This window comes from Achromobacter sp. ES-001, assembly GCF_019448355.1.
In the GTDB taxonomy this organism is placed as follows: Bacteria; Pseudomonadota; Gammaproteobacteria; order Burkholderiales; family Burkholderiaceae_B; genus Achromobacter; species Achromobacter spanius_B.
This window is the reverse complement of sequence record NZ_CP079940.1, coordinates 3,306,358-3,332,624: the sequence shown is the minus strand read 5'-3', so window position 1 is coordinate 3,332,624 and position 26,267 is coordinate 3,306,358. Positions and strand designations below refer to the sequence as shown.

Sequence of the window (26,267 nt, the reverse complement as noted above, 5' to 3'; positions counted from 1 at the left end):
AACGCCGGTGCGGGCATCGCGCCGCGCACCGGTACCGGAGGGGTGGATGCGCTCTGACATCATGCCGATGCTGCGATTGCGTGGCGTGTATAGCCAGCGCCTTGCCCCGGTCAGCCTGGATCTTGCCGGCGGCGAGTGCGGCGCCATTGTGGGCCCATCGGGTTCTGGCAAGTCGCTGCTGCTGCGCCAGGTCGCGGACCTGGACCCCGGCCATGGCGAGGTCGAACTGCTCGGCAGGCCGCGTTCGGCAATGCGCGGCCATGAATGGCGGCGTCAGGTCGTCTATTGCCAGGCCGAGGCGGGGTGGTGGGACGATCACGTCGCGCCGCATTTCACCGACCGCGCGCAGGCGCAACGCCTGATGCAGCCGCTGGGCCTGGCGCCCGAAAAGCTGGACGCCCTGGTCCACGAGCTTTCCACCGGCGAAAGGCAGCGCCTGGCGCTGGTGCGCGCGTTGGCCCTACAGCCGCGCGTGCTGCTGCTGGATGAACCCACGGCGGCGCTGGACCAGGCCGCCACCGTCACCGTGGAAGCCGCGCTGCAACAGTTCCTGGACAGTGGCGGCGCCATGCTGATGGTGACGCACAATGCCGAGCAGGCCCGGCGGCTGGCGCGCCGGACGTGGCGCATGACCAACGGCCAGCTGGAGCCGCTATGGACGTGATCAAACTGCAAGCGCTGGACCTGGTCATTGCCTCGCTGCTGGTGCTGCTGTGCGCGGCAATTTCGTTCGCCCTGCGGCTGAACCTGCAACGTCAGGTCTTGTGGGCGGCGGTCCGTACCGTGGTGCAGCTGTTGCTGGTCGGCCATATCCTGCGCGTGGTGTTCGCGCATGCCACGCCGATGCTGACGGCGCTGGTGGTGGCGGTGATGATGGCGCTGGCCGCGCGCGAGGTGGCCGCCCGCCCCAAGGCGCGGCTGGCCGGGCATGGCAATGGTTGGGTCGGCACGCTGGCGGTGGCGACCACCACCTTGATCACGGCCATGTTCATCCTGAGCACGGCGTTGCGGCCAGAACCCTGGTTCGACCCGCGCTACGCCATCGCGCTGGTGGGCATTGTGCTGGGCAGCGTGCTCAATGCCGCCAGCCTGGCGCTGGACGGCGTTCTTTCCGGCGTGCGCCGCGAAAAGCTCGCCATCGAGGCGCGGCTGGCCTTGGGCGCCACCCCGCATCAGGCGTTTTCGACGTTGCTGCGCGAATCGGTCCGGCGCGGCATCGTGCCCAGCGTCAATCAGATGTCGGCGGCCGGCATCATCACCTTGCCCGGCATCATGACCGGGCAGATCATCGCGGGCATGGACCCCATCGACGCCGCCAAATACCAGATCCTGCTGATGTTCCTGCTGTGCGGCGCCAGCGGCATGGCGGCCATGGGGGCAGCTTACGGCGCCATGCGCAGGCTGACGGACGATCGGGGACGCTTGCGACTGGACCGCTTGTCGGCATCGAAATAGGGCAGCCAAGGCGGGCAGGGCGGCGTAATATTTCAGATCGGTTTAAGAAATTTCATGAGAACTCGACGCTACCCTTTTCATAATAGGTGCCATGTTGAGCCTTTCCGAACGTTTCTTACCCAGGACTTTCATGTCTTTTGAGTCTGGTTCGCCCCGCCTGGCGGGCGACTTTCCCAGCGCCTTTCCCCGCGCCTTTCCCCTTGCCGCGCACCCGTCGGCGCAGGATCACCCGGCATGAGCGCCGTGCTGACCCCCGCCGCCCGGTCTGTTCCGCGCGTGGCGACGCAAGCGTCCATTCCCGGCTGGCAAGTGCTGCTGGGCCTGGCCGTCTGGCTGGCCGCCTTGGCATGGGCGCGCTGGCTGACCTTGCCCGACGAAGGGCGCTACGCCGGCGTCGCCTGGGAGATGCTGCGCAGCCAGTCTCCCATGGTGCCGCTGCTGGACGGCATGCCATATTTTCACAAGCCGCCGTTGTATTACTGGCTGGCGCAAATCAGCTACGCCTTGTTCGGCGTGCATGAATTCAGCGCGCGCGTGCCGTCGTTGCTGGGCGCGTGGAGCGCGGGGGCGGGGCTGTATGCGTTCGTGTCGCGCTATCGCAATGTGGCGCAGGCGCGCTGGGCCGTCGTGATCCTGGGCTTGATGCCGCTGTTCTTTGGCGCGGCGCAGTTTGCCAACATGGACATGCTGGTTGCCAGCATGATCACGCTGTGCGTGCTGGCCGCCGCCGACACGGCCCTGCGGCGCGCCGACGGCCGGGCGTTTCGCGGCATGTCGATCGCAACCGGAGTGCTGGCCGCGCTGGCCGTGTTGGCCAAAGGGCTGATCGGGCTGGCGCTGCCCGGCGCAATCGTGCTGGCCTGGCTGCTGCTGCGGCGTGATTGGCGCGGCATGCGCGCCTTGCTATGGGTGCCGGCCTTGCTGGCGTTCGCCGTGGTTGCCGTGCCGTGGTTCGCGCTGATGCAGATGAAGTTTCCCGGCTTCTACCATTACTTTTTCGTCTACCAGCACTTTGAACGCTTCGCGCAAAGCGGCTTCAACAACGCGCAGCCGATCTGGTTCTATGTGCCGATTGTGGTGGGGCTTGCCTTGCCGTGGTCGATCTGGGGCGCGGCGATTTTCACGCGCGCGTTCTGGCGTGACGCCGATCCGCATGGGCTGCGCCGGCTGATGGCGATCTGGATCGCGGTGGTGATGGTGTTCTTTTCCATCCCGCAATCCAAGCTGATCGGCTATGTCCTGCCGGTGTTTCCGCCGCTGGCATTCCTGATCAGTGAGCGCGTCGCGCCGGCCTGGGCAGTCGGCAAGCGCCGGGGCGTGGGCATTGCCATCGTCGTGGCGGCCATCATCTGCTTGGGCGCGATCATCGTGGCATCCAACAACCCGCGCGGTAGCGTCGGCCCCACCATGAAAGAACTGCGCGGCGACATGCGGCCGCAAGACATGCAAGTGGCGTTGCATGCGTTGCCGTTTGATCTGGGCTTCTACACGAAGGCGTCCGAACCTTCCTGGATTGTCGATAACTGGAACGACCCGGAGATTCCCACGCGCGACAACTGGCGCAAGGAACTGTACGACGCGGCGGTGTTCGACCCGGTCGTCGGCAAGCGGGTATTGATTCAGAACGAAGATTTGACCGCGCGGCTTTGCGCGTCGGCTGATGGCACGCGTTTCTGGATCTGGGGCCGCGACGACGACGCCGGACGCTATCCCGCACTGAGCGGCGTGGCGCCGCGCCTGCCCGGCGCTACGCGCGCGGTCTGGCGGCTGGATATCGACACCGCTTTCCGCCAACGGATGTGCGGCGGCGCGCGCTGATCCGATACGCCCGATACGCCCGATACGCCCGCTACCACAGCCTTGCACCCATAAAAAAGCCGGCAGCCTTACCAAGGCTGCCGGCTTTTTTGCGCCGGCGGCAAGCGCCGCCGGACAGTGACGCTTAGCCGATCGAGGCCAGCACCTGGTTCAGCGTGGCGCTGGGGCGCATGGCTTGGCTGGCCAGCGCTTCGTTGGGCTGGTAGTAGCCGCCGATATCCACCGGCTTGCCCTGCGCGGCCTTCAGTTCTTCAACGATCTTGCCTTCGTTTTCAGCAAAGGCGCCCGCCGCGCCGGCGAACTGCGCAGCCAGCGCGCGGTCGTCGGTTTGCGCGGCCACGGCCTGGGCCCAGTACATGGCCAGGTAGAAGTGGCTGCCACGGTTGTCCAGGCCACCGACCTTGCGGTCCGGCGACTTGTTCTCGTCCAGGAACTTGGCGGTTGCCTGATCCAGCGTCTTGGCCAGGATCTGGGCAGTCGGGTTCTTGTACGCGCGGCCCAGGTGGTCCAGGGATTCGGCCAGCGCCATGAATTCGCCCAGCGAATCCCAGCGCAGGAAGCCTTCTTCCAGGAACTGCTGCACGTGCTTGGGGGCCGAGCCGCCCGCGCCCGTTTCGAACAGGCCGCCACCGGCAACCAGCGGAACGATCGACAGCATCTTGGCGCTGGTGCCCAGCTCCATGATGGGGAACAGGTCGGTCAGGTAGTCGCGCAGCACGTTGCCGGTAACCGAGATGGTGTCCAGGCCTTCGCGGATGCGCTTGACCGAGAACTTGGTCGCTTCAACCGGGTTCAGGATGCGCAGGTCCAGGCCGCTGGTGTCGTGGTCGTTCAGGTACTGCTTGACCTTGGCGATGACCTGGGCGTCGTGGGCGCGCTTTTCGTCCAGCCAGAAAACGGCCGGCGTCTTGCTGGCGCGGGCACGGGTAACGGCCAGCTTGACCCAATCCTGGATGGCGGCGTCCTTGGTCTGGCACATGCGCCACAGGTCGCCCGCTTCCACGGCTTGTTCCAGCAACACCTTGCCCGAGGCGTCGGTGACGCGCACGGTGCCCGGTGCCGGGACGACGAAGGTCTTGTTGTGCGAACCGTATTCTTCGGCGGCTTGCGCCATCAGGCCGACGTTGGGCACGCTGCCCATCGTGACCGGATTGAAGGCGCCGTTCTTCTTGCAGTCGTCGATGACGGCCTGGTAGACGCCCGCGTAGCTGCGGTCGGGAATGACGGCCTTGGTGTCTTGCAGCTGGCCCTCGGCGTTCCACATCTTGCCCGAGTCGCGGATCATGGCCGGCATGGACGCATCGACGATGACGTCGCTGGGCACGTGCAGGTTGGTGATGCCCTTGTCGGAATTGACCATCGCCAGTTGCGGCAGGGTCTTGTAGGCGGCGTCGATGTCGGCGGTGATCGCGGCTTGCTGGTCAGCGGGCAGCGATTGAATCTTGGCGTACAGGTCGCCAATGCCGTTGTTGGGATCGAAACCGGCTTGCTTGAGCACGGCGGCGTGGCGGGCCAGCACATCCTTGTAGAACACGGATACCACGTGGCCGAAGATGACCGGGTCGGACACCTTCATCATCGTGGCCTTCAGGTGCACCGAGAACAGCACGCCGGTGGTCTTGGCATCGTCGATCTGGGCTTGCAGGAAGGACTTGAGCTTGGCGGTCGACAGCACGGCGGCGTCGATGATCTCGCCGGCCTTGACCGGGGTCTTTTCCTTCAGGACCGTCTTGGTGCCGTCAGCGGCGGTCAGTTCGATCTTGACGTCGCCGGCCTCGGCGATCAGCGCCGACTTTTCGGTGCCGTAGAAGTCGCCGTCGGACATGTGAGCCACATGCGACTTCGAATCAGCCGACCAGGCGCCCATCTTGTGCGGGTGCTTGCGGGCGTAGTTCTTCACCGACAGCGGCGCGCGGCGGTCGGAGTTGCCTTCGCGCAGAACCGGGTTCACGGCGCTGCCCTTGACCTTGTCGTAGCGCGCTTTCACGTCGCGTTCGGTGTCGTTGGTGGGGGCGTCCGGGTAGTCGGGCAGCTTGTAGCCCTGGTCTTGCAGTTCCTTGATGGCCGCCTTCAGCTGGGGCATCGAGGCGCTGATGTTGGGCAGCTTGATGATGTTGGCTTCGGGCTTGACGGCCAGCGCGCCCAGTTCGGCCAGGGCGTCCGACAGCTTCTGGCTGTCTTCCAGGTAATCCGGGAACAGGGCGATGATGCGGCCGGCCAGGGAGATGTCGCGCGTTTCCACCGTGACGCCCGCGGGCTTGGCGAATGCCTGGACGATGGGCAGCAGCGAACGGGTTGCAAGCGCCGGCGCTTCATCGGTGAGGGTATAGATAATCTTCGGAGTAAGAGACATGATCCTTGAATCTGTTCGGCGCATAGCGCTTTCGGCGCAAACCCGAACATGCTAAGCGGCGTACGCCGGTAGATGTTGTCGAGAGTGGGTTCGTATGGGCAGATGCGAAGCAGGCTCCGGATCCACGCAAATTGGCGGTTGCCCGTCCTTTATTAATGAGCCGGTTTGACCGGTCATTCTGGAAGGTGCGAACTGCCACGAAGCCGGTATTGTAATACCGCGACACGCTTGACGCGCAGGGAAATCACCGATAAAGCCTGCGTTATGGGCTCGATATCGCATCAATACGGCCAGGATATGGCGCAAGGGCGCCGGGCCGGCAAACCACCAGGCGGGCAATGACGCGAACGAGAGGGGCTCGGTGGCCCGCAGCACAAACCCCATATCGCCGTCAGGCCGCCGCGCCCGATTTGACAAATTCGCGCACCCGGCGCAAGCTTTGCGCCATGAATTTCCCCGCCGTCCGCATTGCGCTGATTATTACCATCATTCCGAAAATGGTGGGTTAGCGCGCGACCGCAACAGTCACAGCCACCCGCCCCACGAGGCGGGTTTTTTGTGGCCGCCTCTGCCGGGCAAGTCTTCCCCCAAGCAGAGAACCCCCATGCAAACCGCTACCCCCGACACCGCATTCCAGCACGGCAACGCCTCGCCCATGGAATACCTGCGCCAGATTCTGACGGCCCGGGTGTACGACATTGCCCGCGAGACCGAGCTGGACCTGGCGCGCGGCCTGTCGACGCGGCTGAACAATACGGTCTACCTGAAGCGCGAAGACAACCAGCCGGTTTTTTCCTTCAAGGTGCGCGGCGCCTACAACAAGATGCGCAACACGCCGCAGGCCGCGCTGGACCGGGGCGTGATCACCGCGTCCGCCGGCAACCATGCGCAGGGCGTGGCCATTTCGGCGGCGCGACTGGGCGTGCGCGCCATCATCGTGGTGCCGCAAACCGCGCCGCAGGTGAAGGTGGATGCGGTGCGCGCACACGGCGGCCCCACCGTCACGGTGGTGCAGGCCGGCGATTCCTATAGCGACGCCTACGCCCATGCCCAAACGCTGGCGCAGCAACACGACATGACTTTCGTGCCGGCGTTTGACGACCCGTATGTCATCGCCGGGCAGGGCACCGTCGGCATGGAAATCCTGCGCCAGCACGCCGGCCCGCTGCACGCGGTGTTCGTGCCCATCGGCGGCGGCAGCCTGGCGGCCGGCGTGTCCGCCTATGTGAAGGCAGTGGACCCCAGCGTCAAGGTAATCGGCGTGCAGACCGAGGATTCCTGCGCGATGGCGCAGTCCATCAAGGCCGGCGCACGCGTCAACCTGGCCGAAGTCGGCCTGTTTTCCGACGGCACGGCGGTCAAGCTGGTGGGCGAGGAAACCTTCCGGCTGTGCCGCGAATACCTGGACGAAATCATCCTGGTGAACACCGACGCGGTGTGCGCGGCAATCAAGGACGTGTTCCTGGATACGCGCAGCGTGCTCGAGCCTGCGGGGGCGCTGGCGTTGGCGGGGCTGAAGCAATACGTTGAACGCGAAAACGCGCAGGGGCTGTCGATGGTGGCCGTGACGTCAGGCGCCAACATGAACTTCGATCGCATGCGCTTTGTGGCAGACCGTGCCGAAGTCGGCGAGGCGCGCGAAGCGGTGTTCGCCGTGACCGTGCCCGAGGAGCGCGGCAGCTTCCGGCGGTTCTGCCGCGTGTTGGGGCAGCGCAGCGTCACGGAGTTCAACTACCGGATTGCCGACGCGCACACCGCGCACATCTTTGTCAGCATGCAGATCGCGCGGCGTGGCGATGCCGCCGACATCATGGCGGCGCTGCAAGAGCAGGGGTTTTCGGTCAGTGACCTGACGTACAACGAGGTGTCCAAGCAGCACATCCGCTACATGGTGGGCGGCCGTTCGCCGCTGGCGGGCGGAGAGCGGCTGTTCCGCTTCGAGTTCCCCGAGCGCCCCGGCGCGCTGATGAAGTTCCTGTCCGAGATGGCGCCCAACTGGAATATCAGCCTGTTCCACTACCGCAACCAGGGCGCGGATTTCAGCTCGGCGCTGGTCGGCATCCAGGCCCCGCTGGCCGACAGCGCCGCGCTGGACGCCTTTCTGCGGCAACTGGGCTACGCGCATTTCGAGGAAACGGATAACGAGGCGTATCGGCAGTTTCTGATCTGAGGCGGGTAGGGCACGCGGCAGGTGCGAAGCGCTGCGGGCCACCCTTCACGGCAACAGGGTCCGGGCCTTGGCCACGCGGCGGCGTCAGCCCCGTTTGCAGTTCGGCTTGGTCGGCAAGGTCACGCCGGGTTTCAGCTGCAACGTGGCGCGGCCCGCCGTCTGCGTCAATTGCAGCGTGGCCGCGCGCCAGGCGGGCACGTCGTCGAACAGCACGTCGCGCTGGGCCGAGGACGGATATAGCGGGTCCGGCTGGTTGAATTCGATGGCCGGCAGGGCGGCGCACGTGTCCTTCACATCCAGGCGCGCCAGCTCCTGGCCGGTGGACAAACGCACCGCGCGAAATGCCAACGGCGTGTCTACAAACTTGACGACCTCCGGCACGATCCGCATGTCGCCCTGTGCGTCCTTGATGCGCGTTGCCGGCTCCACCACCACCACATCGCGGCCGGGCGGAATAGCCAGATAGACCACGTCGCCATCCACATCCAGCAGCTTGCCCGCGCCCAGGTTGATGACCCCGGGGCGCGTGGCTCCTGCGCCCGTTGCACCGGGCGCGGACCCGCCAGGTTTGACCGAGAGTTGCGCAGGCGCGAGCGACGCGTGCCGGATCATCACCGTTTCGGCCCACGCGGTTTCCACGCGCGTCCAGCCCGGCAGGCGCGCGTCTTCAAAGCGCGTGCCACTGGGCTTGTCGCGATCAGGCTGGCGGGACAAAGCCAGCCGGTTCACCCGCAGCGCGCCGTTGACCACCTGCAAGTGCGCCAGTGCCGCATCGGCGCTGGAGCTGGTGAAGTAGGCCAGCACCGCGTCCGTTTCCAACGCCCGCGCGTTGGCCACGCAGAAGAACGCGTTGGCGGCCATGTTGCGGCCGTCGGGGTACAGCAGCTTGCCGACGTCTTTGCCGCACAGCTTGTTGCCCTGGAACGAAATGGTGGTGCTGCGCGTGTTCTGGCGCTGGCCGGTATTCCAGTCCCGCTGGCCGCCGGTGGTGATGTCGACGACAAGGCCATGGTTGTCGTAGATCACGCCGGCGCCGGCGGGCGCGGCAAGCAGGCTGAGAAAAAACGCCATGATGCGGCTTCTCGTCATTCGGCAGGTTCCCTGGATGGCGTGCATGGTGACGCGTACCGGGGTGACTATATACCGCCTTCGATCCGGCGCCCGCGATCCGTGGCCCGGGTTTGCCACCTTCAGCCCGGCATCGTCCCGGCCGCTTACGCCGATAGCCAGCTGCCGTCGCCTTCGATCAGCGTGCCGCCGTGGCTGGTGGTATCGCCTTGGCGAGCCACCGGCTGTCCTTCCACTTTGGCCACTGCCGACCCGGTGACGATCACCGCCCCGCAACTGATGCGGTCGCCCACCCGCGCGATGGGCCGGCCATTGACAGCGGCGCTGGACGCCCCGCTGACGATGGTGCCGGGGCCATGAATGGGGCAGGAATGCGCGTGTCCGACTAGGGCGATGGGAGTCATGAATATTCCAGGTGGAAAGCGATAAAGGGCGCAGTCAAACGGGGTCGCGGGGAGTAACCCGGGGCCGTTTGCGGCGGGTCAATGAAAACTTGGGCCGTGGCGGCGGCGAACCGGGCCGCACAACCCATCGATGCGTGTTTTCCAGCAGCGCCGCACGAACGTCCGGCGGGTAGTCGTCGATGGTGGTCAACGGCGGGGTCGGCTTGCCGGGCAAGCCGGCTTCCCGAATGATCTTTGGCCAACGCGGACGCCAGCACAACATGAGCGACACCCAATGTCCCAGGCCGATAACCAGCAGGGCCGGAGATATCAATAGCATTCCAAGCCACGTCAGTGGGCCGCTGTGACGCAGGTACGGACCCAACGCCTCAAACTGCGCCGCGAAGGCGGGCCAAGGCAAAGGCAGGTGCGAACTCAGACGCGGCGGGGATACCGCATCCAGACCGCCTTCATCCATGTAGCGGCGGATGTACTCCCATTCGGCTTTCATATCGAATTCGCTGACGCTTTTCTTGCCGACGAAAACCATGTTGGGAAAAGGCAGCGGGGAATAGGGCGGGTACCAGCCAACGACAAGGTTCACGCCGGGGACTGCATCGTGATGAATGTCATCCCAAGGCAGCACGGCGATACCGCCGCAACTCGGTGGGCGGTGCAGGCAGACCTGGCGGGTGATGCGGTTGAATCGGATGAGCAGGTGGCGGGACGTGAAGGATTCCAGGCGGGTGAAGCGGAAGAGGTATTTGAAGTAGATGTAGGGTGCGCCGAGGCTACCGATCAATAAAATGATCAGAAGAATCGTGTCGTCGTAATCCCAGGTTTCCCATGTCGATAGCGAAAATGACAAGCACATGAGGTCGATGCCCGCGATCGTCGGCAGCGAGAAGAATGCTGAGATTAATGTGATGAATCCCCGCTTTTCTTCCATAGCGCCGCAACGCATCTCGAGGATGGTGTTGTCGCAGGCATATACCGGGCTTCTGGATTCGGCGTGGTCAGATCGCGCGGCACGCAATCGTGCATATTCCGCGACGAGTAGATCCTCATAAACCGGTTCCAAAGGCCTGCTGGCAAGGTCGTTCGGATTCTCATCCGCCTGTTCCTGCAGCCAGGCATCGGATTTGATGACGGAAAGCCACAAAATCCATTCCATCAGGTACATCAGATTATCTCCAGCAAGGCGCTGTACAAATCGGCTAACTCATTCTCCAGTGCGTTGTGCGGGCTGTTGCCTTGGTACTCGACGCCGCGATAGGTAGAGCGCTTGCACCATTTTTCTAGCGCGTCGTCATCAAAAACGGCTATAGCCAAGGTGGCGGCAATCCCAATCAACGTGCTGCGCAGAAGCAGACTACGCAATAGTGCGAGCATGGCGGGCCTTCCCAGGAATGAGGAAGCCCTTGCCGCCACGAGAAGGAGCGAGGTCAACGCGTATGATTTTCCTCCTCGCTCTGCCAGGATCTTCAGCATCGGACCAGCGGCGGCGAAGGCAATGCTGGATTGGCTGCCCACCATCGCAAAGGCCGCGGCAAATCTGAGGTAGTACGCAGACGTCAACCTTTTTTTTGCTTCTTGCCGTGATTGGTCTGCGTCCTTCCAGTCATACCCCATCAACACCACCCCACCCACCGCCGCCAACGCGCCACCGACCAGCTTCAGCTGCCCCAGAAAGACCGTCGCTCCCGTTCCGGTGACGCTGGCGGCGCTGTAATGCTGCAATACCAACTCCGTCCCGGCCGCCAGTATTTCCGTCCCCGCAGCACCTGCAAGCAACCCATGGGCGATCAACTCCCCCGCGCCGCGTTCATCGTCCGGCATATCCCGCACCCGCATTGCAATCAACGCCGCTTCAAAGAACAGCAACCAGCTGCTGGCGCGCAGCTTGTAAAAGTCACTGCGATGGGCGTCCACAAGTTCGGTGGCAAATGCGAATCTGGTGTTCCGGCCAATCTGTGCGCGCAATTGCTTGGGATCCGCGCTACGCCCGAGTTTGGTCAGTTCGTCGATACGCAAGTTCGTGGCCCGCTTGCTGACGCTGGCCGCCAGCCAGCTTCGGGTGATGCCATGGAAGGCCCATTCCTTGCCGGTCGAGCCGTAGCGCAGGGATTGGCGGCCCAGGCTGGAGTACCAGGCCAGGGCGCCACCCGCCAGGTTCGTTTCGCCTGCGGCTGACAAGGCTTCGAACAATCCGTTCGCCTTGTCGAATAGATCAGCCAGATGTTGAACGGCGACGAACCCGGCCTGAACCTGCTGGATCATTCTGTCGTTAGACGGAATAGGATCACGCGCCTGGGTTTGCGCTTGAAGGCGCGCTGCGTCCAGCGTGCGTTGCAACTCCGCCTGAATCTCTGTTTGGTTCAGCGCAAAGCCGCGCATCGCCAGGTTGGCGCGGTCGGTCGGGTTTCCCGTCCACCATTGTTCGATCAGATCCGCCGTGCTCGCGCACCCGTCCGCGCCCAGCACGCACAAGCCCGTCTGGCCCGCGAAGCGCCAGCCGCTTGTCGGATCCCGGTCGTCGTAGACGTCCAACGCGCTCAGCAGTTGTTCGCTGGTGAGCCAGCGTTCGTGATCCTTGGCGCGCTTGGCACCGACGTTTTCGGCGGCCGCCGACACGGCGTCGAACGTCGTTAACTCCACGTCCATGTCTGCCACGCGCACCGCCTGCCCCGGTTTTGCCGGAGACAGATATTTGCTGTCGAACCTGCGCCGGTACTCACCGCTGTCCAGCTTCGCCTGCATCTTGGTGCGCATCGCGTCTTCGCACTGGGTGATGTATTGGTCTGCGGCGCTGTCCCAGCGTTCACGCTCGTCGTCGTTCAAGACCCAGTTGCGGCCCACCGCCATGCCGGGGTCGTAAACCCTGGCGCGCTCGATATCGATGAAATGTTGGGCTTCCAGCGCCGCCGAGCGGGTTTCGAACTGCTGCTTGACGTCGGTAAACGCCTGGGCCACCAAGACCTTGCGCTGGTTCTCGACGCCTTTGCCGTCCTTCTTGTCCAAGTACCGCTGCACGGCTTCATAGGCGTCGTTGCGCCAGCTATTGAGCTGCTGCGTGATCCCGATGGCGTCGTGCAGCACGATGCCAAAGCCGCGAGCACGGCGTGCGCTTTCCTTCAGATCCAGGGCGACGATTTGGCGCGCGTAGCGGTTCTCGGGATCGGAATAAAGCTGGCCTGCCAGGACCGACGCGGTGTCAGGCTGATCTTGCGCAATGGCGTCCGCCAGCGTGTCGTCGATGATGCTGGGGTCCAGCACGTCCGGCGTACGCGAGCACGACATCAGCAGCTTTCGGATATCGAAGTTCTGTAGTTGATTGCGTAGCGGGCTGAAGCTGGATATCAAGTCCAGCATGCGCTTGGTCAAGGGATCGGGCGTGAACAGGGCGCGGAGTTCTTCAATGTCTTCGGGGGCTTTCAGGCACACGGTCCAGGCACCGGGGCCGCTTTCGGCCGGGCCGTGCAGATCGTGCACACGGGCTGTGGGTTCATGGATCGGCTCAAGAGCGTGGTGCTGGGGCGCGTAGGGAAAGACACGCTTGAACAGACCGGTGTCATAGGTGCGATAGGCGCTTTCGCAGAACCAGTCCTTCATGTAGCGCTTCGTGAACAGGTACAGATAGCCTCTGCGCATCGTGCGTACGGCGTAGCGCGCGTGCTTGCCCTGTAGCGGCGGAAAATCGGCGCCAAGGTGGGACGGTAGCGCAGGCGCCAAGGTATCCAGGCCCGGGCCGGCGTCGGTCACAACGGCATAGCGCAGGGGCAAGATGGCGACTTCGCTCTTGCACGCGACCACGGCGCTGGGGCCCGCGTCGCAGCGCGTCTGATCAGCGATGCGGAGAATTTCCGGTACCAGGGATTCCAGACTGGGTTCGGTCGTCATGGTCGAAGCGGGAACACCCGCTACAGGAAGGCGTAAAACCCACCATGTTCCCTTGCTTGCAGGCGTGTATCTATAGGAGGGTTACGAAATCGTGGCCAATCAGTGCTACGCGGCCCCTTCGGGATTTTTCCAGCCTCCCCATCGCCCGATTCGCCCGATTCGCCCTTGCAACCTACTTGCACCGTTCGCGGCGAGGCCACGTACCCGCCCTAAAAAAAATGCCGCCCTTCATCAAGGACGGCATTTCATGTCAGACGCGCACCGACGCCAGTCACGCTGATGAGAGGCGCCTCAGTGCAATATCTGGCTCAGGAACAGCTGTGTCCGCTCGTTCCGCGGGTTATCGAAGAACGCATCCGGGTTGTTCTGCTCGATGATTTCCCCGCGGTCCATGAAGATAACTCGGTTGGCGACCTTGCGCGCAAAGCCCATTTCGTGCGTCACGCAGATCATCGTCATGCCGCTTTCCTGGGCCAGCGTCACCATCACGTCCAGCACTTCCTTGACCATTTCGGGGTCCAGCGCCGAGGTGGGCTCGTCGAACAGCATGACCTTCGGGTTCATGCACAAGGACCGCGCAATCGCCACGCGCTGCTGCTGGCCGCCCGACAACTGGCCCGGAAACTTCTTGGCCTGATCGGGAATGCGCACGCGTTCCAGGTACTTCATCGCCGTGGCCTCGGCCTGTGCGCGCGGCTGTTTGAGCACCCACATGGGTCCCAGCGTCAGGTTCTCCAGCACCGTCAGGTGCGGGAACAGGTTGAAGTGCTGGAACACCATGCCCACTTCGCGGCGGATGGTCTCGATGTGCTTGAGGTCGTTGGTCAGCTCGGTGCCGTCAACAATGATCTGCCCTTGCTGGTGTTCTTCCAGCCGGTTGATGCAGCGGATCATGGTGGACTTGCCCGAGCCCGACGGGCCGCACACCACGATGCGTTCACCGGGCGCGACGTCCAGGTTGATGTTGCGCAGCACGTGGAACTGGCCGTACCACTTGTTCACGCCCTGCAATCGAATAATGGAATCCGACATGCTTGGTCTCCGTAAGGTTTACCGGGGGCTACGCGGCGCAATCAGCGCGCGTGCCCGGTGGCCAGGCGCTTTTCCAGCGCTTGACTGTATTTGGACATGGAATAGCAAAAGGCGAAGTAGATCAGCGAGATAAAGAGATAAGCCTCTACCCCGAAACCTCGCCACGCCGCGTCGGACAGGGCCGCCTTGGCCGCCAGCGTCAAATCGAAAATGCCGATGATGACAACCAGCGACGTGTCCTTGAACAGGCTGATGAAAATACCGACGAGCGGCGGAATCACGATCTTTAGCGCTTGCGGCAGGATGATCCTGCGCATCTGCTGCCAGTAATTCAGGCCCAGCGAATCGGCGCCTTCATACTGCCCCTTCGGAATGGCCTGCAAGCCGCCGCGCACCGTTTCCGCGATGTAGGCGGCGGCGAACATGATGATGGCGATCTGCGCGCGCAACAGCTTGTCGATGGTGAAGCCTTCCGGCAGGAACAAGGGCAGCATCACCGACGACATGAACAGCAGGCTGATCAGCGGCACGCCGCGTATCAGTTCGATGTACACGACGCACAGCGCCTTGATGGCGGGCATTTTCGAACGCCGGCCCAGGGCCAGCATCACGCCGATAGGAAAGGCAAACGCAATGCCGAACGTGGCCAGGATCAGCGTCAGCGGCAGGCCGCCCCAACGCGAGTTCTCGACATAGGTCAGGCCGAACACGCCGCCCCACATCAACAGCGCCACGGCCGTCAGGCCGGCCGTCCAGATCAGCGCCAGCTTGCCGTTCCAGAAGCGGCGCATGCCGCTGCACGCGATCACGCCAACCAGGATCAGCGTCGCGATCAGCGGCCGCCATTGCTCGTCGAACGGATAGGTGCCAAACAGAATCAGCCGATGCTTTTCAACGATGAACGCCCAGCAGGCGCCGCCGACGGACGCGCGGCATTCCATGGCATTGGTGGCGGTGAAATTGGCCTTCAGGAAAGCCCATTCCACCAGCGCCGGCAACGACATCAACAAAAACCAGGCCAGCAGTACCGTGATCAGGATATTCAGCGGCGACGAAAACAGGCGCGACCGTACCCAGGCCCACGCGCCAACCTGGGTGCTGGGCGGGGGCAGGGCGTCGGTGTAGGAATGCGTAGTGCTGCTCATATCAACGCTCCACCAGCGCGATGCGCTTGTTGTACCAATTCATGAATATCGAGATCGACAGGCTGACCGTCAGGTAGGCGCCCATGATGATGAGGATGCCTTCGATGGCCTGGCCGGTCTGGTTCAGCGTGGTGTTCACGACCGACACGATGTCCGGATAGCCGATGGCGACCGCCAGCGAACTGTTCTTGAGAAGGTTCAGGTATTGGCTGGTCATCGGCGGGATGATCACGCGCAAGGCCTGCGGCAGCACCACCAGCCGCAGCACTTTCGCGCGTGGCAGGCCCAGCGAACCGGCCGCTTCCCACTGGCCGTTGTTGACTGCCTGGATGCCCGAACGCACCACTTCGGCGATGAACGCCGAGGTGTAGACGGTAAGACCCAGGAACAGGGCGACGAATTCCGGCGACAGGGTCAGCCCGCCGACGAAGTTGAAGCCCTTTAACGCTGGCATGTCCAACGTCAGCGATGCACCGCCCGCCAGCCAGCCCACGATGGGCAAGCCGATCAGCAAGCCGATGGCGGCGCGGCCCAGCGGAAACGCGCGCCCGGTGGCTTCCTGGCGCCTGGTGCCCCAGTGGCCCAGGAACAGAATCGCCACGATGGCCAGCGCCAGGCCGCCCAGCACCCAGTCCAGCGACGCGCCTTCCAGCCCGGGCACTTTCAGGCCCCGGTTGGAAATGAACACGCCCGGCAAGGGGTTGTGCGCCTGGCGCGGGCCGGGCATGTTTTCGGTGATCAGCGCATACCAGAAGAACAGTTGCAGCAAGAGCGGCACGTTGCGCATCACCTCGACGTACACCGAGGTGATTTTCTTGACGAGCCAGTTCTTCGACAGGCGGCCGACGCCGATGAAAACGCCCAGTATCGTCGCGGCGACCAGCGCCAATAGGCCCACGCGCAGCGTGTTCAACACCCCCACGAAGATCGCGCGGCCATAGGTGTCCGCCGGGCCGTAGGCGATGACGGATTCGCCAATCGCAAAGCCTGCCTCGCGGTCCAGGAAGCCGAACCCCGTGGCGATGTTGCGCATCGACAGGTTGTGCAGCGTGTTGTGCACCAGGAACCAGACACCGGCCCCGACCAGCGTCAGGGCCAGCACCTGGTAGACCAGCGCGCGCGTGGCCGGGTCGTTCCAGGAAACCCGGTGCGCGGGCCGCGGCACCGGGGATAGCGCGGTGTGCTTGGCCACGACTTAGTCCGCCATCAAGACTTTGACGGCCGCTTCCAGGCGGTCCATGCCTTGTTCAATGACTTCGGTGGACGTCGCGAACGAGAACCGCACGTAGGGCGACAAGCCGTACGAGCCGCCGTCGATCACGGCAACGCCGGCTTCGCGCAGGAAGAACAGGCTGACGTCCAGGTCCGTCTTCAGTTCGCCCGCCGGGCCGGTGCGGCCGATCAGGCCTTGCACGTTGGCGTACACGTAGAAGGCGCCGTCGGGCATCGCGCACGAGATGCCGGGAATGGCGTTCAGGCGGCGCACGATCAGGTCGCGGCGCGCCTTGAAGATGTCGACCATCTGCGTCACGCTGGACTGGTCGCCTTCCAGGGCGGCTTGCGCGGCCACTTGCGAGATCGCGCTGGGGCACGAGGTGCTTTGCGACATGACCGTGCTCATGGCCTTGATCAGCTCGGCCGGGCCCGCGCCGTAGCCCACGCGCCAGCCCGTCATGGCGTAGGACTTGGACATGCCGTTGACGATCAGCGTGCGGCCGATCAGTTGCGGCTCGACCTGCACGGGGGAGGCATGCGCCTGGCCGCTATAGCAGAAGGGTGCGTAGATTTCGTCGCTAAGAATCCAGACGTGCGGATGGCGCACCAGCACGTCGGTCAGCGCGCGCAGTTCGGCGGCGCTGTAGACGGCGCCGCTGGGGTTGCTGGGCGAATTCAGGATCAACCAGCGCGTGCGCGGCGTGATGGCGGCTTCCAGCGTGGCGGCGTCCAGCTTGAACCCTTGCGATTCCGGGCCGGTCACAACCACGGGCTTGCCTTCGTTCAGCAGCACCATGTCGGGGTAAGACACCCAGTACGGCGCGCATACGATCACTTCGTCGCCCGGTTCCAGGCTGGCCGTCAACGCGGCGCCGATGATCTGCTTGGCGCCCGCGCCCACGGTGATCTGGTCCATGCCGTAGGACACGCCCAGGCCCAGTTGCAGGCTGTTGGCGATGGCGCGGCGCAGGCCCACGGTGCCGTTCGGGCTGGTGTAGCGGATGTCGCCGCTGGCGATGGCGTCCTGGCCGGCGCGCGCGATGTGGGCGGGCGTGGGCATGTCGGGCTCGCCCAACGTGAAGTCGGCGATCTCGCGGCCCTGGCGGCGCAGTTCGTCGACGACGATCTTGGCGGCCATGCTGGGCGAGGGTTTGATCTGTTTCAGGCGGGCATTGACGATGCTGTTCATGATTACAACGTAAAAAGGGCAAACCAGGCCGTGCGATGGCCGGGCTTGCGGGTAAAGAGAAAAGCGGCTTTGCACCAGGGCGAAGTCGCGCAAGGGCGGGATGCCGCGACGGCGGGTATTGCCAGAGTGCGGTTGCGCCGTCGCTAAGGCAGAGCAGGTGGGGCTTAACGCACCGGCCAGCCGTACATCAGGCCGCCTTGGGTCCACTGCTTGTTCAGGCCGCGTTCCAGCTTCAGCGGGCTGTCCTTGCCCATGGCGCGGTCATAGCTTTCGCCGTAGTTGCCCACCTGCTTGATGATGTTGTAGGCCCACTTGTCGTCCAGCCCCAGGTTCTTGCCCATGCCCGGCGTCACGCCCAGGATGCGCTGCACGTTCGGGTTGGTGCTCTTGAGCATGTCGTCCACGTTCTTGGACGTGATGCCGTATTCCTCGGCTTCCAGCATCGCGTTCAGCGACCAGCGCACCACGTTGAACCACTGCTCGTCGCCCTGGCGAACCATCGGGCCCAAGGGTTCCTTGGACAGGTTTTCGGGCAGGATTTCCCAGTCTTCCGGCTTGGCCAGGCGCGTGCGCATGTTGGCGGCGGTGTTGGACTTGTCGTTGGTATAGGCATCGCAACGGCCCGATTCCAGCAGGCGGAAGTTCTCGTCGTAGTTTTCGACCAGCACGGGCTTGAACGTCAGGCCGCGGCTACGGAAGTAGTCGGCCAGGTTCAGTTCGGTGGTGGTGCCGGGCTGCACGCAGATCGTCGCGCCGTCCAGTTCCTTCACGGTTTTCACGTTCATTGACTTCTTGACGATCAGGCCCTGCGCGTCATAGAAGTTCACGCCCACGCCGATCAGGCCCAGCGTGGTGTCGCGGGTCAGCGTCTGCGTGGTGTTGCGCGACAGCATGTCGATCTCGCCGGACTGCAAGGCGGTGAACTTGGCTTGCGCGGTCAACACATTGCCCTTGACCTTGGATGCGTCGCCGAACATGGCGGCCGCGACGGCGCGGCACATGTCCACGTCCAGCCCCGTCCATTCGCCCTTGCTGTCCAACACCGAGAAGCCGGGAATGCCGGCAAAGCCGCACTGCAAGAAACCCTTTTTCTTGACGGCATCGAACGTCACGCCGGCTTGCGCGCCAGAGGCGGCGCACAGCAAAGTCGCCGCAACGGCGGTGGTCAGAAACTTACGCATGGAGAATGCTCCTGGGGAGGGGGTCGAAAACGCTTGGAATAAGCGGAAGGGAAAGCGGGGTCCGTCGCGCAGGCGCAGCCGATCGCCGGCCGGGGCCGGGCGGGTAGGGCACGCGAAGGCGCGAAGGAAAGGGAAGCGGGCCCGGAACGGGCGCGGTTGACCGGCTCAGGTGCTCAGGTCAGGGGGTATGCCGATGGATACGCGTCGTGTAGCGCTGGAACGTCGTGCGTAGAGATAGGATCGGACTCATCGGCGGTACTTGTACAACGAGGGTCATAACGAAAGTCATGCTTGGCCGGCGCTTGGTCGGGCTTGGGCCGGCAAAACCGGCATGCGCGCAATCCGTCAAGTCATGAGACGTATGATGGCAGCTGTCATACAAGCTAGCAAGTAAGGGGATTCCCGTAATTTCCGTGCCGGGCAGTGACAACGCCGGCACAGTTTCCCCCAGGCAGGCGGCTTATTGCGCGGGCGCCTGCGACAGCAGCTTGCGGTATCGGGCGATACTGTCGCCCAGGTGGCGGTCCATGGCGGCGCGCGCGGCACCGGGGTCGCGGCGCATGATGGCGGTCAGGATGGCCTCGTGTTCGCGCACGTTGCGGGTTTCGTAGGTTTCGAGCTCTTCGGGGGTCTTGCCGCCGTGCTTGATGTTCAAGTCCAGCATGACGTCGCGCACCGCCGCGCGCAGCAGCGCGGGAAAGTGCGGGTTGTTGGACGCCTTGGCAATGGACAGGTGGAACTCGTAGTCGGCCTTGACGGCGGCTTCCATGTCGCGCGTGGCGCGGTTGAACGCGTCGAACGCTTCCACGATGCCGCTCAGGTCCGAGGCGCTGCGGCGCTCGGCCGCCAGGCCACAGGCTTCGACCTCAAGCCCGGCGCGCAACTCCATGATGTGCAGCGCCCAGCGCGGGTCGGTAGCGGGTTCGATGACAAAGTCGATGGGCTTTTCGCGGTCTTCGGTGACGAATACGCCGATGCCGGGCTTGCTGACCAACCGGCCGCTCAGGCGCATCGACGCAACCGCTTCGCGGATGACCGTGCGGCTGACGTTGAATTCATCGCACAGCGCATGTTCCGACGGCAGCTTGTCGCCGGCGCGATAGGTGCGGGCGTCCAGGCGCTTGTTCAGTTCCTGGATGACCACGTCTGTCAGGCGCGAACGCTGGCGGGGCCGGGCGGGAGTTTCCATCGTCTCTCTTATAGGGTGGGGCAGTTGCAGCGGGCTTTAGGCCCGCGTCCGGAGCCGCAAGTGTACGCTTTCCGGGCATCGCGGCCGCTTGTACGAAGGGGCGATCGAGGCCGCGATGAAGGCCAGGACAAGGCGCGGACCCGCTTTTACGCCGACACGGCAACGGTAAGGACGTTCAGAACATCAGCCTGTATGACAACATACAGGCTGAGTATTCGGCAATGGCTCGTTGCGCGGGATGCGTAAGCAAAAAAAACGCCCTCAAACCAGAGGGCGTTCTTTCTCAGCCGAGCGGCGGGTACGTGGCCGCGTGTTTACTGCGGGCCAAGCTTCTTGATCAGGGCGTTAAGCATTTCCAGCTCTTCGCCGGTCAGGTCAGTCAGCGGCGCGCGCACCGGGCCGGCGTCGTGACCGACCAGCTTGGCGCCGGCCTTGACGATGCTGACGGCGTAGCCGGCCTTGCGGTTGCGGATTTCCAGGTACGGCAGGAAGAAATCATCCAGCAAGCGGTTGGTGGTGTCGGAATCGCCGGCGGCAATGGCGCGGTAGAAATCCATGGCGGTCTTGGGCACGAAGTTGAAGACGGCCGACGAATACACCGGCACGCCCAGCGCGCGGTAGGCGGCGGCATAGACTTCAGCCGTGGGCAGGCCGCCCAGGTACGAAAAGCGGTCGCCCATCTTGCGGCGGATGCGCACCATGGCTTCGATGTCACCAATGCCGTCCTTGAAACCGACCAGGTTCGGGCAGCGTTCGGCCAGGCGTTCCAGGCTGTCGGCCGACAGGCGGGACTGGGCGCGGTTGTAGACGATGACGCCGATCTTGATGGACTTGCAGACCTCTTCCACGTGCGCGGCGATGCCGTCTTGCGAGGCTTCGGTCAGGTAGTGGGGCAGCAGCAGGATGCCCTTGGCGCCCTGGCGCTCGGCTTCTTGTGCGTAGGCGATGGCGGTGCGGGTGGGGCCGCCTGCACCGGCCAGGATCGGCACCTTGCCGGCGCAGGTCTGCACGGCAGTGCGGATGACGTCGGAATATTCCTGGGGCGCCAGGGAGAAGAACTCGCCAGTGCCGCCCGCGGCGAACAGCGCGGTGGCGCCATACGGGGCCAGCCATTCCAGGCGCGCGGCGTAGGTCTTGGCGTTGAAATCGCCGTTCTGGTCAAAGTCCGTCACGGGGAAGGACAGCAAACCTTCCGATACGATTTCTTTGAGTTCCTGGGGAGTCGTCATGCCTGTCATCCAATAAAAAAGGAGGGGGTAGAACCATGGGACGGCCTGGAAAAATCCTTGGGCCTGGAGTAGATGTATGTCATCGTACAACATACAGCCCGTTCGATGCAATGGCAGCGAAAATCCCATGTCGTCCCTATGAGACACCGCCTATAGAGGCACCCCGAATTCGGAATTACCCTAGATTGAAACGCAGTCCGCCAACGAAGTATTCTCCTTTTTCCATAAGTCGTACGACAACGTACAAGACTAAAAGACCCCTAGGAGACAAGCTTGAAGGCATTCCCCCTGCTGCGCCGCACGTTCGCCGCTTTGGCCCTGACCACCCTGGCCGCCGCCTCGGCCCATGCCGCCGACGACTGGCCGCGCGCCAAGCCCATCACCTTGGTGGTGCCATTTGCAGCGGGTGGCACCTCGGACATTCTTGGGCGCCTCATCGCACAGGAACTCGGCGCCAGCCTGAGCCAGACCGTGCTGGTGGAAAACAAGGGCGGCGCGGGCGGTGTGCTGGGCGCCGACGCCGTCGCGCGCGCCAAGCCGGACGGCTACACGCTGCTGCTGGGCACCATCGCCACGCACGCCATCAACCCGTCGTTGTTGCCCGGCATCAACTACAACGCCGCCCGCGATTTTGCGCCGGTGATCTTGCTGGGCAGCATTTCGAACGTGCTGCTCGTCGGCGCGAACCAGCCGTACAAAACCGTGCAGGACGTGGTGGCGGCCGGCAAGGCCACCCCCGACACCATCGCTTTCGGCTCGGCCGGGCAAGGCACGTCGCAGCATCTTTCCGGCGAGGTGTTCAAGCAATTGACCGGGGCGCATCTGACGCATGTGCCGTATCGGGGCAGCGCGCCAGCCATCCAGGATTTGATCGGCGGCCAGATTCCCAGTTCGTTCGAAACCGCGCTGGTTGCCTTGCCCTACGTTCAAAGTGGCAAGGTGCGCGCGCTGGCGGTCACGTCCGCCAAGCGCACCGACGTCATGCCCGACGTGCCGACCATGCAGGAGGCCGGTGTCGCGGGCTTTGACGTCAGTAGCTGGCAGGCCATCTACGCGCCTGCCAACACGCCGCCCGCCGTTGTCGACCGATTGAACCAGACCATTGCGGCCATCATCGCCAAGCCCGAAGTCAACGCCAAGATGAAGGCGCTGGGCCTGGCCTACACGCCGAATACGCCCGCGCAATTCACGGCGTTCCAGACCGGTGAGCAGGCCAAATGGGCCAAGATCATCGCGGACGGCAAGCTGCGGGTTCAGTAAGGCAATCCAGCGGCAAAGCGGTGGCGCGGGGCGTAGTCGCGGCCCGCGTTTCGCCGCGCGGGCAGGGTGGATGGTTTCAGCACTGTTCCACATGTTGAGACGCGTTCAAAACAGGTATAGTCCAGCGCTTAAGGCCGTTAGCCACGACCGCGCCTCGTTCATGTTCTGGGGCCGCCGCGTCGTCGGGCAGCGGCACTCGCCCCTACCTTGAACCGCCACCGCTACCATGCCGAAATCGTCGTCGCAGCCTGCCAACCGTTCTGCCTTTCCTCGGACTTTGTTGGTCGGATTCCTGACGGCCGCGCTAGCCACTTTGGTGATCGCCTTCGTCAATGTGCGGTCTACCGACAGCCGCACCGAAGCCGTCAAGGCAATGGACCGCAGCACGGAAACGTTGCGCCAGCTCAGCCTGTTCAATTCGGCCGTCAAGGATGCCGAGATCGGCCAGCGCGGGTACCTGCTTACGGGCGAACTGCCTTACCTGCAACCGTATTTGCGCGCGCTGCCGCTGATTGAACAGCGGCTGGCCATCATCAAGGCCGCCACGTCCGACGACCCTTCGCAGCGCCGCATCGTCAACGACATCGAAGGCATCACCCGCCAGAAGCTCGAAGAGCTGCGCGAAACCATCGACATGCAAAAGGCCGGCAACGCGGAAGGCGCCATGGCCATGGTGCGTACCGACGCGGGCAAGGACGCGATGGACCGCCTGCGCGATCTGGTCAGCGACCTTTATGCGCGGCAGATGCAAGAGCTGGCCGCTGGGCGCGACGCCTGGGCGTCGGCGGCCATCACGTCGGCCTATTACTCGTGGGGCGGCTCGATCCTGTTGCTGGCGCTGATTGCGCTGTCGGCCGGCATGACCGTGCGTGAATACCAGGCCAAGGCGCGGCAGTCGTGGGTTACCACCGGTTTGTCGGGTCTCAGCATGCGTTTGCAGGGCGACTTGCGCCTGGATGAAATCGGCAAGCGTTCGCTGGATTATCTGGCCGAGTACCTGGGCGCCGAGGTGGGCGCGGGCTACGTGGTGGATCGCGCCACCGGCGAACTTGAACTGTTCGGCGGGTTCGCCTTGCCCCCCGAGCGACTGGCACGCAAAATCTTGCCGGCTGAAGGGCTGACCGGCCAGGCCGTCACGTCGCGCCGCCTGCTGCATGTGCGCGACGTGCCGGCGAGCCATCTGGAATTGGCGTCCGCCGTGGGCCGTTCCAACCCGGCCGAACTGGTGCTGGCGCCGGCCATGATGAACGGCCGCGTCTACGCCGTAATCGAACTGGGCTTTAACCATCCGGTGGGTGAAGTGGAACGCGGCCTGCTGGAAGGCGCCTCGGAAATGCTGGCCTCGGCCATCCGCTCCGGCCAGGACCGTACCCGTCTGGAAGCGCTGCTGGAAGAAACCCAGCGCCAGGCCGAAGAGTTGCAAACGCAGCAGGAAGAACTGCGCGTCAGCAACGAAGAGCTTGAGCAGCAAAGCCGCATCCTGCAGGAATCGCAGGCGCGCATGGAATTGCAGCAGACCGAGCTTGAGCAGACCAATACCAACCTGGAAGCGCAGGCCGAACAACTGCTGCGGGTGCAGGGCGCGCTGACCGAGAAGGCCCGCCAACTGACGCAGGCCAGCCAGTTCAAGAGCGAGTTCCTGGCCAACATGAGCCACGAGCTGCGCACGCCGCTTAATTCCACCCTGATCCTGGCCAAGCTGCTGTCGGACAACAAGCCCGGCAACCTCAGCACCGAACAGGTCAAGTACGCGCAAACCATCTACGCCGCCGGCAGCGACCTGCTGACGCTGATCAACGACATCCTGGACCTGGCCAAGATCGAGGCCGGGCAGGCCACGATGGAAGTCGAGCAGGTGACCATCGCCTCGACCCTGCAACGCCTGCTGGAACCCCTGCGGCCGATGGCGCTGGAAAAGGGCCTGGCGCTGGAATTGGATATCGACTCCGCCGTCCCGCCGGCTATGCACACCGACCCCAAGCGCCTGGGCCAGGTGCTGAAGAACCTGTTGTCGAACGCGCTGAAATTCACCGAGCGCGGCACGGTGGCGCTGCGCGTTTCGCGCGCGGGCCGCGACCGCCTGCTTTTTGCGGTGCACGACACCGGCATCGGCGTGCCGGCCGAGCAGCAAGAGCTGATCTTCGAAGCGTTCCGGCAGGCAGACGGCAGCACGCATCGCAAGTACGGCGGCACGGGGCTGGGGCTGTCGATCTCGCGCGATCTGGCCGAACTGCTGGGCGGCAAGCTGACCGTGGCCAGCACACCGGGGCAGGGCAGCGTTTTCACGCTGGAAGTGCCGGTGCGCCTGGAAAACGCGCCGCCGCCCGCGCATACGCGTAGCAGCGTGGCGCCGTTTCCCCGCATCGCCAAGCCGGTGTATGCCGCGGTCGAAACGCGGCAGACGCCGGCGACCGCCAAGGTGCCCGATACCCTCGCGCCCGCCGGCGACAGTGACAGCGCCCAGCCGGAACGCAGCATTCTCGTCATCGAGGACGACGAGCGCTTTGCCGGCATTCTTGCCGACCTGGCCCGCGAAATGGGCTTTGGCTGCCTGACGGCGCACACCGCCACCGACGGCCTGGAGCTTGCGACGCAAAAGCGCCCCAACGCCATCGTGCTGGACGTGAACCTGCCTGATTTTTCCGGGCTAGGCGTCCTGGATCAACTGAAACGCAACCCGCAAACGCGCCACATCCCCGTGCACGTGGTGTCGGTAGCGGACTACGCGCAGGAAGCCATGGGCCGGGGCGCCGTCGGCTACGCCCTCAAGCCCGTCAAGCGCGAAGAGCTGGTGGAAGCCTTGCGGCGCCTGGAAGCCAAGTTCACCCAACACGTGCGACGCGTGCTGGTGGTGGAAGACGACGACCGCCAACGCGAAAGCGTGCGCCAGCTGCTGGCGCGTAACGATGTCGAAATCGTGCCCGCCGCCACTGCTGCCGCGGCGCTGGAACTGCTGCGCGGCACCACGTTCGATTGCGTGGTGATGGACTTGAACCTGCCCGACATCAGCGGCTATGAATTGCTGGAGCAGATGGCCGAGCAGGAAAGCGTGTCGTTTCCGCCGGTCATCGTGTACACGGGCCGCGCGCTGTCGCGCGATGAAGAGCAGCACCTGCGCCGTTTCTCGAAGTCCATCATCATCAAGGATGCGCGTTCGCCCGAACGCCTGCTGGACGAAGTGACGCTGTTCCTGCACCAGGTTGAAGCCGAACTGCCGCCCGAGCATCGTCAGATGCTGGAGCTGGCCCGCAGCCGCGATTCCACGCTGGAAGGCCGTACGGTGCTGGTGGTGGAAGACGACGTGCGCAACGTGTTCGCGCTGTCCAGCATTCTTGAGCCTACCGGCCTGCGCGTGGAAATTGCGCGCAACGGCCGCGAGGCGCTGGATGCGCTGGAGCGCGCCGGTTCGGACGGCATGGCCGCGATCGACCTGGTTCTGATGGACATCATGATGCCGGAGATGGATGGCTACACGGCGATGCGTCACATCCGCAACCGGCCGGAATGGCGGCGCCTGCCGATCATTGCGCTGACCGCCAAGGCCATGAAGGACGACCAGGAGAAATGCCTGGCGGCCGGCGCCAACGACTACATCGCCAAGCCCCTTGATGTTGAACGCTTGCTGTCCCTGGTGCGCGTCTGGATGCGCAGCTAACGCCGCGTCCGCGCTTTTTTACGCT

Annotated in this window: 18 protein-coding genes; 6 read left to right on the top strand and 12 right to left on the bottom strand. The window is 64.2% G+C overall.

What is annotated here, in order from left to right; all coding sequences use genetic code 11:
• Positions 1 to 46: 46 nt before the first annotated feature.
• The 3 genes from KYT87_RS14965 (at position 47) to KYT87_RS14955 (ending at position 3,273) form a co-directional block, all read left to right on the top strand.
• On the top strand, positions 47 to 664 hold the full coding sequence (locus KYT87_RS14965) for an ATP-binding cassette domain-containing protein (protein ID WP_240433872.1): 618 nt from the start codon (positions 47 to 49) through the stop codon (positions 662 to 664).
• Complete coding sequence (gene fetB, locus KYT87_RS14960; RefSeq protein WP_219990220.1) at positions 655 to 1,455, top strand: iron export ABC transporter permease subunit FetB; 801 nt, start codon at positions 655 to 657, stop codon at positions 1,453 to 1,455. The genes KYT87_RS14965 and fetB overlap by 10 nt, the downstream gene beginning before the upstream one ends.
• A 234-nt stretch (positions 1,456 to 1,689) precedes the next feature.
• The gene (locus KYT87_RS14955; protein ID WP_219990219.1) at positions 1,690 to 3,273 is read left to right on the top strand and encodes a glycosyltransferase family 39 protein; all 1,584 of its coding nucleotides are present in this window, start codon (positions 1,690 to 1,692) and stop codon (positions 3,271 to 3,273) included.
• Positions 3,274 to 3,397: 124 nt separating this feature from the next.
• Here the strand turns inward: KYT87_RS14955 and KYT87_RS14950 are convergent, their stop codons facing one another.
• Complete coding sequence (locus KYT87_RS14950) at positions 3,398 to 5,626, bottom strand: NADP-dependent isocitrate dehydrogenase (protein WP_219990218.1); 2,229 nt, start codon at positions 5,624 to 5,626, stop codon at positions 3,398 to 3,400.
• A 604-nt stretch (positions 5,627 to 6,230) separates the two neighbouring features.
• Between KYT87_RS14950 and ilvA the strand changes: the two genes are divergently transcribed.
• On the top strand, positions 6,231 to 7,796 hold the full coding sequence (gene ilvA / locus KYT87_RS14945) for a threonine ammonia-lyase, biosynthetic (RefSeq protein WP_104145906.1): 1,566 nt from the start codon (positions 6,231 to 6,233) through the stop codon (positions 7,794 to 7,796).
• An 84-nt stretch (positions 7,797 to 7,880) separates the two neighbouring features.
• On the opposite strand, the gene KYT87_RS14940 is transcribed toward ilvA, so the two are convergent.
• From KYT87_RS14940 to kdgD, 11 genes are all read right to left on the bottom strand, one after another.
• Positions 7,881 to 8,867: a hypothetical protein gene (locus KYT87_RS14940; RefSeq protein WP_255593164.1), complete on the bottom strand. Its 987-nt coding sequence runs from the start codon at positions 8,865 to 8,867 to the stop codon at positions 7,881 to 7,883.
• A 143-nt stretch (positions 8,868 to 9,010) separates the two neighbouring features.
• A complete protein-coding gene (locus KYT87_RS14935; RefSeq protein WP_219990216.1) occupies positions 9,011 to 9,268 on the bottom strand; it encodes a PAAR domain-containing protein in 258 nt (85 codons plus the stop codon).
• A 34-nt stretch (positions 9,269 to 9,302) separates the two neighbouring features.
• Positions 9,303 to 10,430, bottom strand: a complete 1,128-nt coding sequence (locus KYT87_RS14930) for a hypothetical protein (protein ID WP_219990215.1) — start codon at positions 10,428 to 10,430, stop codon at positions 9,303 to 9,305.
• Entirely contained in the window at positions 10,430 to 13,147 is a 2,718-nt protein-coding gene (locus KYT87_RS14925; RefSeq protein ID WP_304505137.1) for a T6SS effector BTH_I2691 family protein, read from the bottom strand. The genes KYT87_RS14930 and KYT87_RS14925 overlap by 1 nt, the downstream gene beginning before the upstream one ends.
• Before the next feature lie 291 nt (positions 13,148 to 13,438).
• Entirely contained in the window at positions 13,439 to 14,179 is a 741-nt protein-coding gene (locus tag KYT87_RS14920) for an amino acid ABC transporter ATP-binding protein (RefSeq protein WP_046807050.1), read from the bottom strand.
• A 41-nt stretch (positions 14,180 to 14,220) separates the two neighbouring features.
• Positions 14,221 to 15,324: an amino acid ABC transporter permease gene (locus tag KYT87_RS14915; RefSeq protein ID WP_219990213.1), complete on the bottom strand. Its 1,104-nt coding sequence runs from the start codon at positions 15,322 to 15,324 to the stop codon at positions 14,221 to 14,223.
• A 1-nt stretch (position 15,325) separates the two neighbouring features.
• Positions 15,326 to 16,489 carry an amino acid ABC transporter permease gene (locus KYT87_RS14910; RefSeq protein WP_219992677.1) on the bottom strand — a complete coding sequence of 388 codons (1,164 nt, stop codon included), beginning with the start codon at positions 16,487 to 16,489 and terminating at the stop codon, positions 15,326 to 15,328.
• A gap of 30 nt (positions 16,490 to 16,519) precedes the next feature.
• On the bottom strand, positions 16,520 to 17,728 hold the full coding sequence (locus KYT87_RS14905) for an aminotransferase class I/II-fold pyridoxal phosphate-dependent enzyme (protein WP_046807053.1): 1,209 nt from the start codon (positions 17,726 to 17,728) through the stop codon (positions 16,520 to 16,522).
• Between the two features lie 164 nt (positions 17,729 to 17,892).
• On the bottom strand, positions 17,893 to 18,909 hold the full coding sequence (locus KYT87_RS14900; protein WP_046807054.1) for an amino acid ABC transporter substrate-binding protein: 1,017 nt from the start codon (positions 18,907 to 18,909) through the stop codon (positions 17,893 to 17,895).
• Between the two features lie 460 nt (positions 18,910 to 19,369).
• A complete protein-coding gene (locus tag KYT87_RS14895) occupies positions 19,370 to 20,098 on the bottom strand; it encodes a FadR/GntR family transcriptional regulator (protein ID WP_219990212.1) in 729 nt (242 codons plus the stop codon).
• A gap of 314 nt (positions 20,099 to 20,412) precedes the next feature.
• Positions 20,413 to 21,327 (bottom strand): 5-dehydro-4-deoxyglucarate dehydratase, encoded by a 915-nt coding sequence (gene kdgD / locus KYT87_RS14890; RefSeq protein ID WP_046807056.1) that lies wholly within the window; start codon positions 21,325 to 21,327, stop codon positions 20,413 to 20,415.
• 273 nt (positions 21,328 to 21,600) lie between these two features.
• Here kdgD and KYT87_RS14885 point away from each other — a divergent pair, with 273 nt between their 5' ends.
• Positions 21,601 to 22,587, top strand: coding sequence for a tripartite tricarboxylate transporter substrate binding protein (locus tag KYT87_RS14885; protein ID WP_219990211.1), 987 nt, complete (start codon positions 21,601 to 21,603; stop codon positions 22,585 to 22,587).
• A gap of 226 nt (positions 22,588 to 22,813) precedes the next feature.
• Positions 22,814 to 26,242: a response regulator gene (locus tag KYT87_RS14880; RefSeq protein WP_219990210.1), complete on the top strand. Its 3,429-nt coding sequence runs from the start codon at positions 22,814 to 22,816 to the stop codon at positions 26,240 to 26,242.
• Positions 26,243 to 26,267: the final 25 nt, after the last annotated feature.

Bases quoted from the DNA above. Each gene is read 5' to 3' on its own strand.
- KYT87_RS14965 (WP_240433872.1), top strand. From the start codon at position 47: ATGCGCTCTGACATCATGCCGATGCTGCGATTGCGTGGCGTGTATAGC.
- KYT87_RS14905 (WP_046807053.1), bottom strand. From the start codon at position 17,728: ATGAACAGCATCGTCAATGCCCGCCTGAAACAGATCAAACCCTCGCCC.
- ilvA (WP_104145906.1), top strand. From the start codon at position 6,231: ATGCAAACCGCTACCCCCGACACCGCATTCCAGCACGGCAACGCCTCG.
- KYT87_RS14880 (WP_219990210.1), top strand. From the start codon at position 22,814: ATGCCGAAATCGTCGTCGCAGCCTGCCAACCGTTCTGCCTTTCCTCGG.
- KYT87_RS14940 (WP_255593164.1), bottom strand. From the start codon at position 8,867: ATGGCGTTTTTTCTCAGCCTGCTTGCCGCGCCCGCCGGCGCCGGCGTG.
- fetB (WP_219990220.1), top strand. From the start codon at position 655: ATGGACGTGATCAAACTGCAAGCGCTGGACCTGGTCATTGCCTCGCTG.
- KYT87_RS14930 (WP_219990215.1), bottom strand. From the start codon at position 10,430: ATGTACCTGATGGAATGGATTTTGTGGCTTTCCGTCATCAAATCCGAT.
- KYT87_RS14935 (WP_219990216.1), bottom strand. From the start codon at position 9,268: ATGACTCCCATCGCCCTAGTCGGACACGCGCATTCCTGCCCCATTCAT.
- KYT87_RS14900 (WP_046807054.1), bottom strand. From the start codon at position 18,909: ATGCGTAAGTTTCTGACCACCGCCGTTGCGGCGACTTTGCTGTGCGCC.
- KYT87_RS14895 (WP_219990212.1), bottom strand. From the start codon at position 20,098: ATGGAAACTCCCGCCCGGCCCCGCCAGCGTTCGCGCCTGACAGACGTG.
- KYT87_RS14920 (WP_046807050.1), bottom strand. From the start codon at position 14,179: ATGTCGGATTCCATTATTCGATTGCAGGGCGTGAACAAGTGGTACGGC.
- KYT87_RS14950 (WP_219990218.1), bottom strand. From the start codon at position 5,626: ATGTCTCTTACTCCGAAGATTATCTATACCCTCACCGATGAAGCGCCG.
- KYT87_RS14925 (WP_304505137.1), bottom strand. From the start codon at position 13,147: ATGACGACCGAACCCAGTCTGGAATCCCTGGTACCGGAAATTCTCCGC.
- KYT87_RS14955 (WP_219990219.1), top strand. From the start codon at position 1,690: ATGAGCGCCGTGCTGACCCCCGCCGCCCGGTCTGTTCCGCGCGTGGCG.
- KYT87_RS14915 (WP_219990213.1), bottom strand. From the start codon at position 15,324: ATGAGCAGCACTACGCATTCCTACACCGACGCCCTGCCCCCGCCCAGC.
- kdgD (WP_046807056.1), bottom strand. From the start codon at position 21,327: ATGACGACTCCCCAGGAACTCAAAGAAATCGTATCGGAAGGTTTGCTG.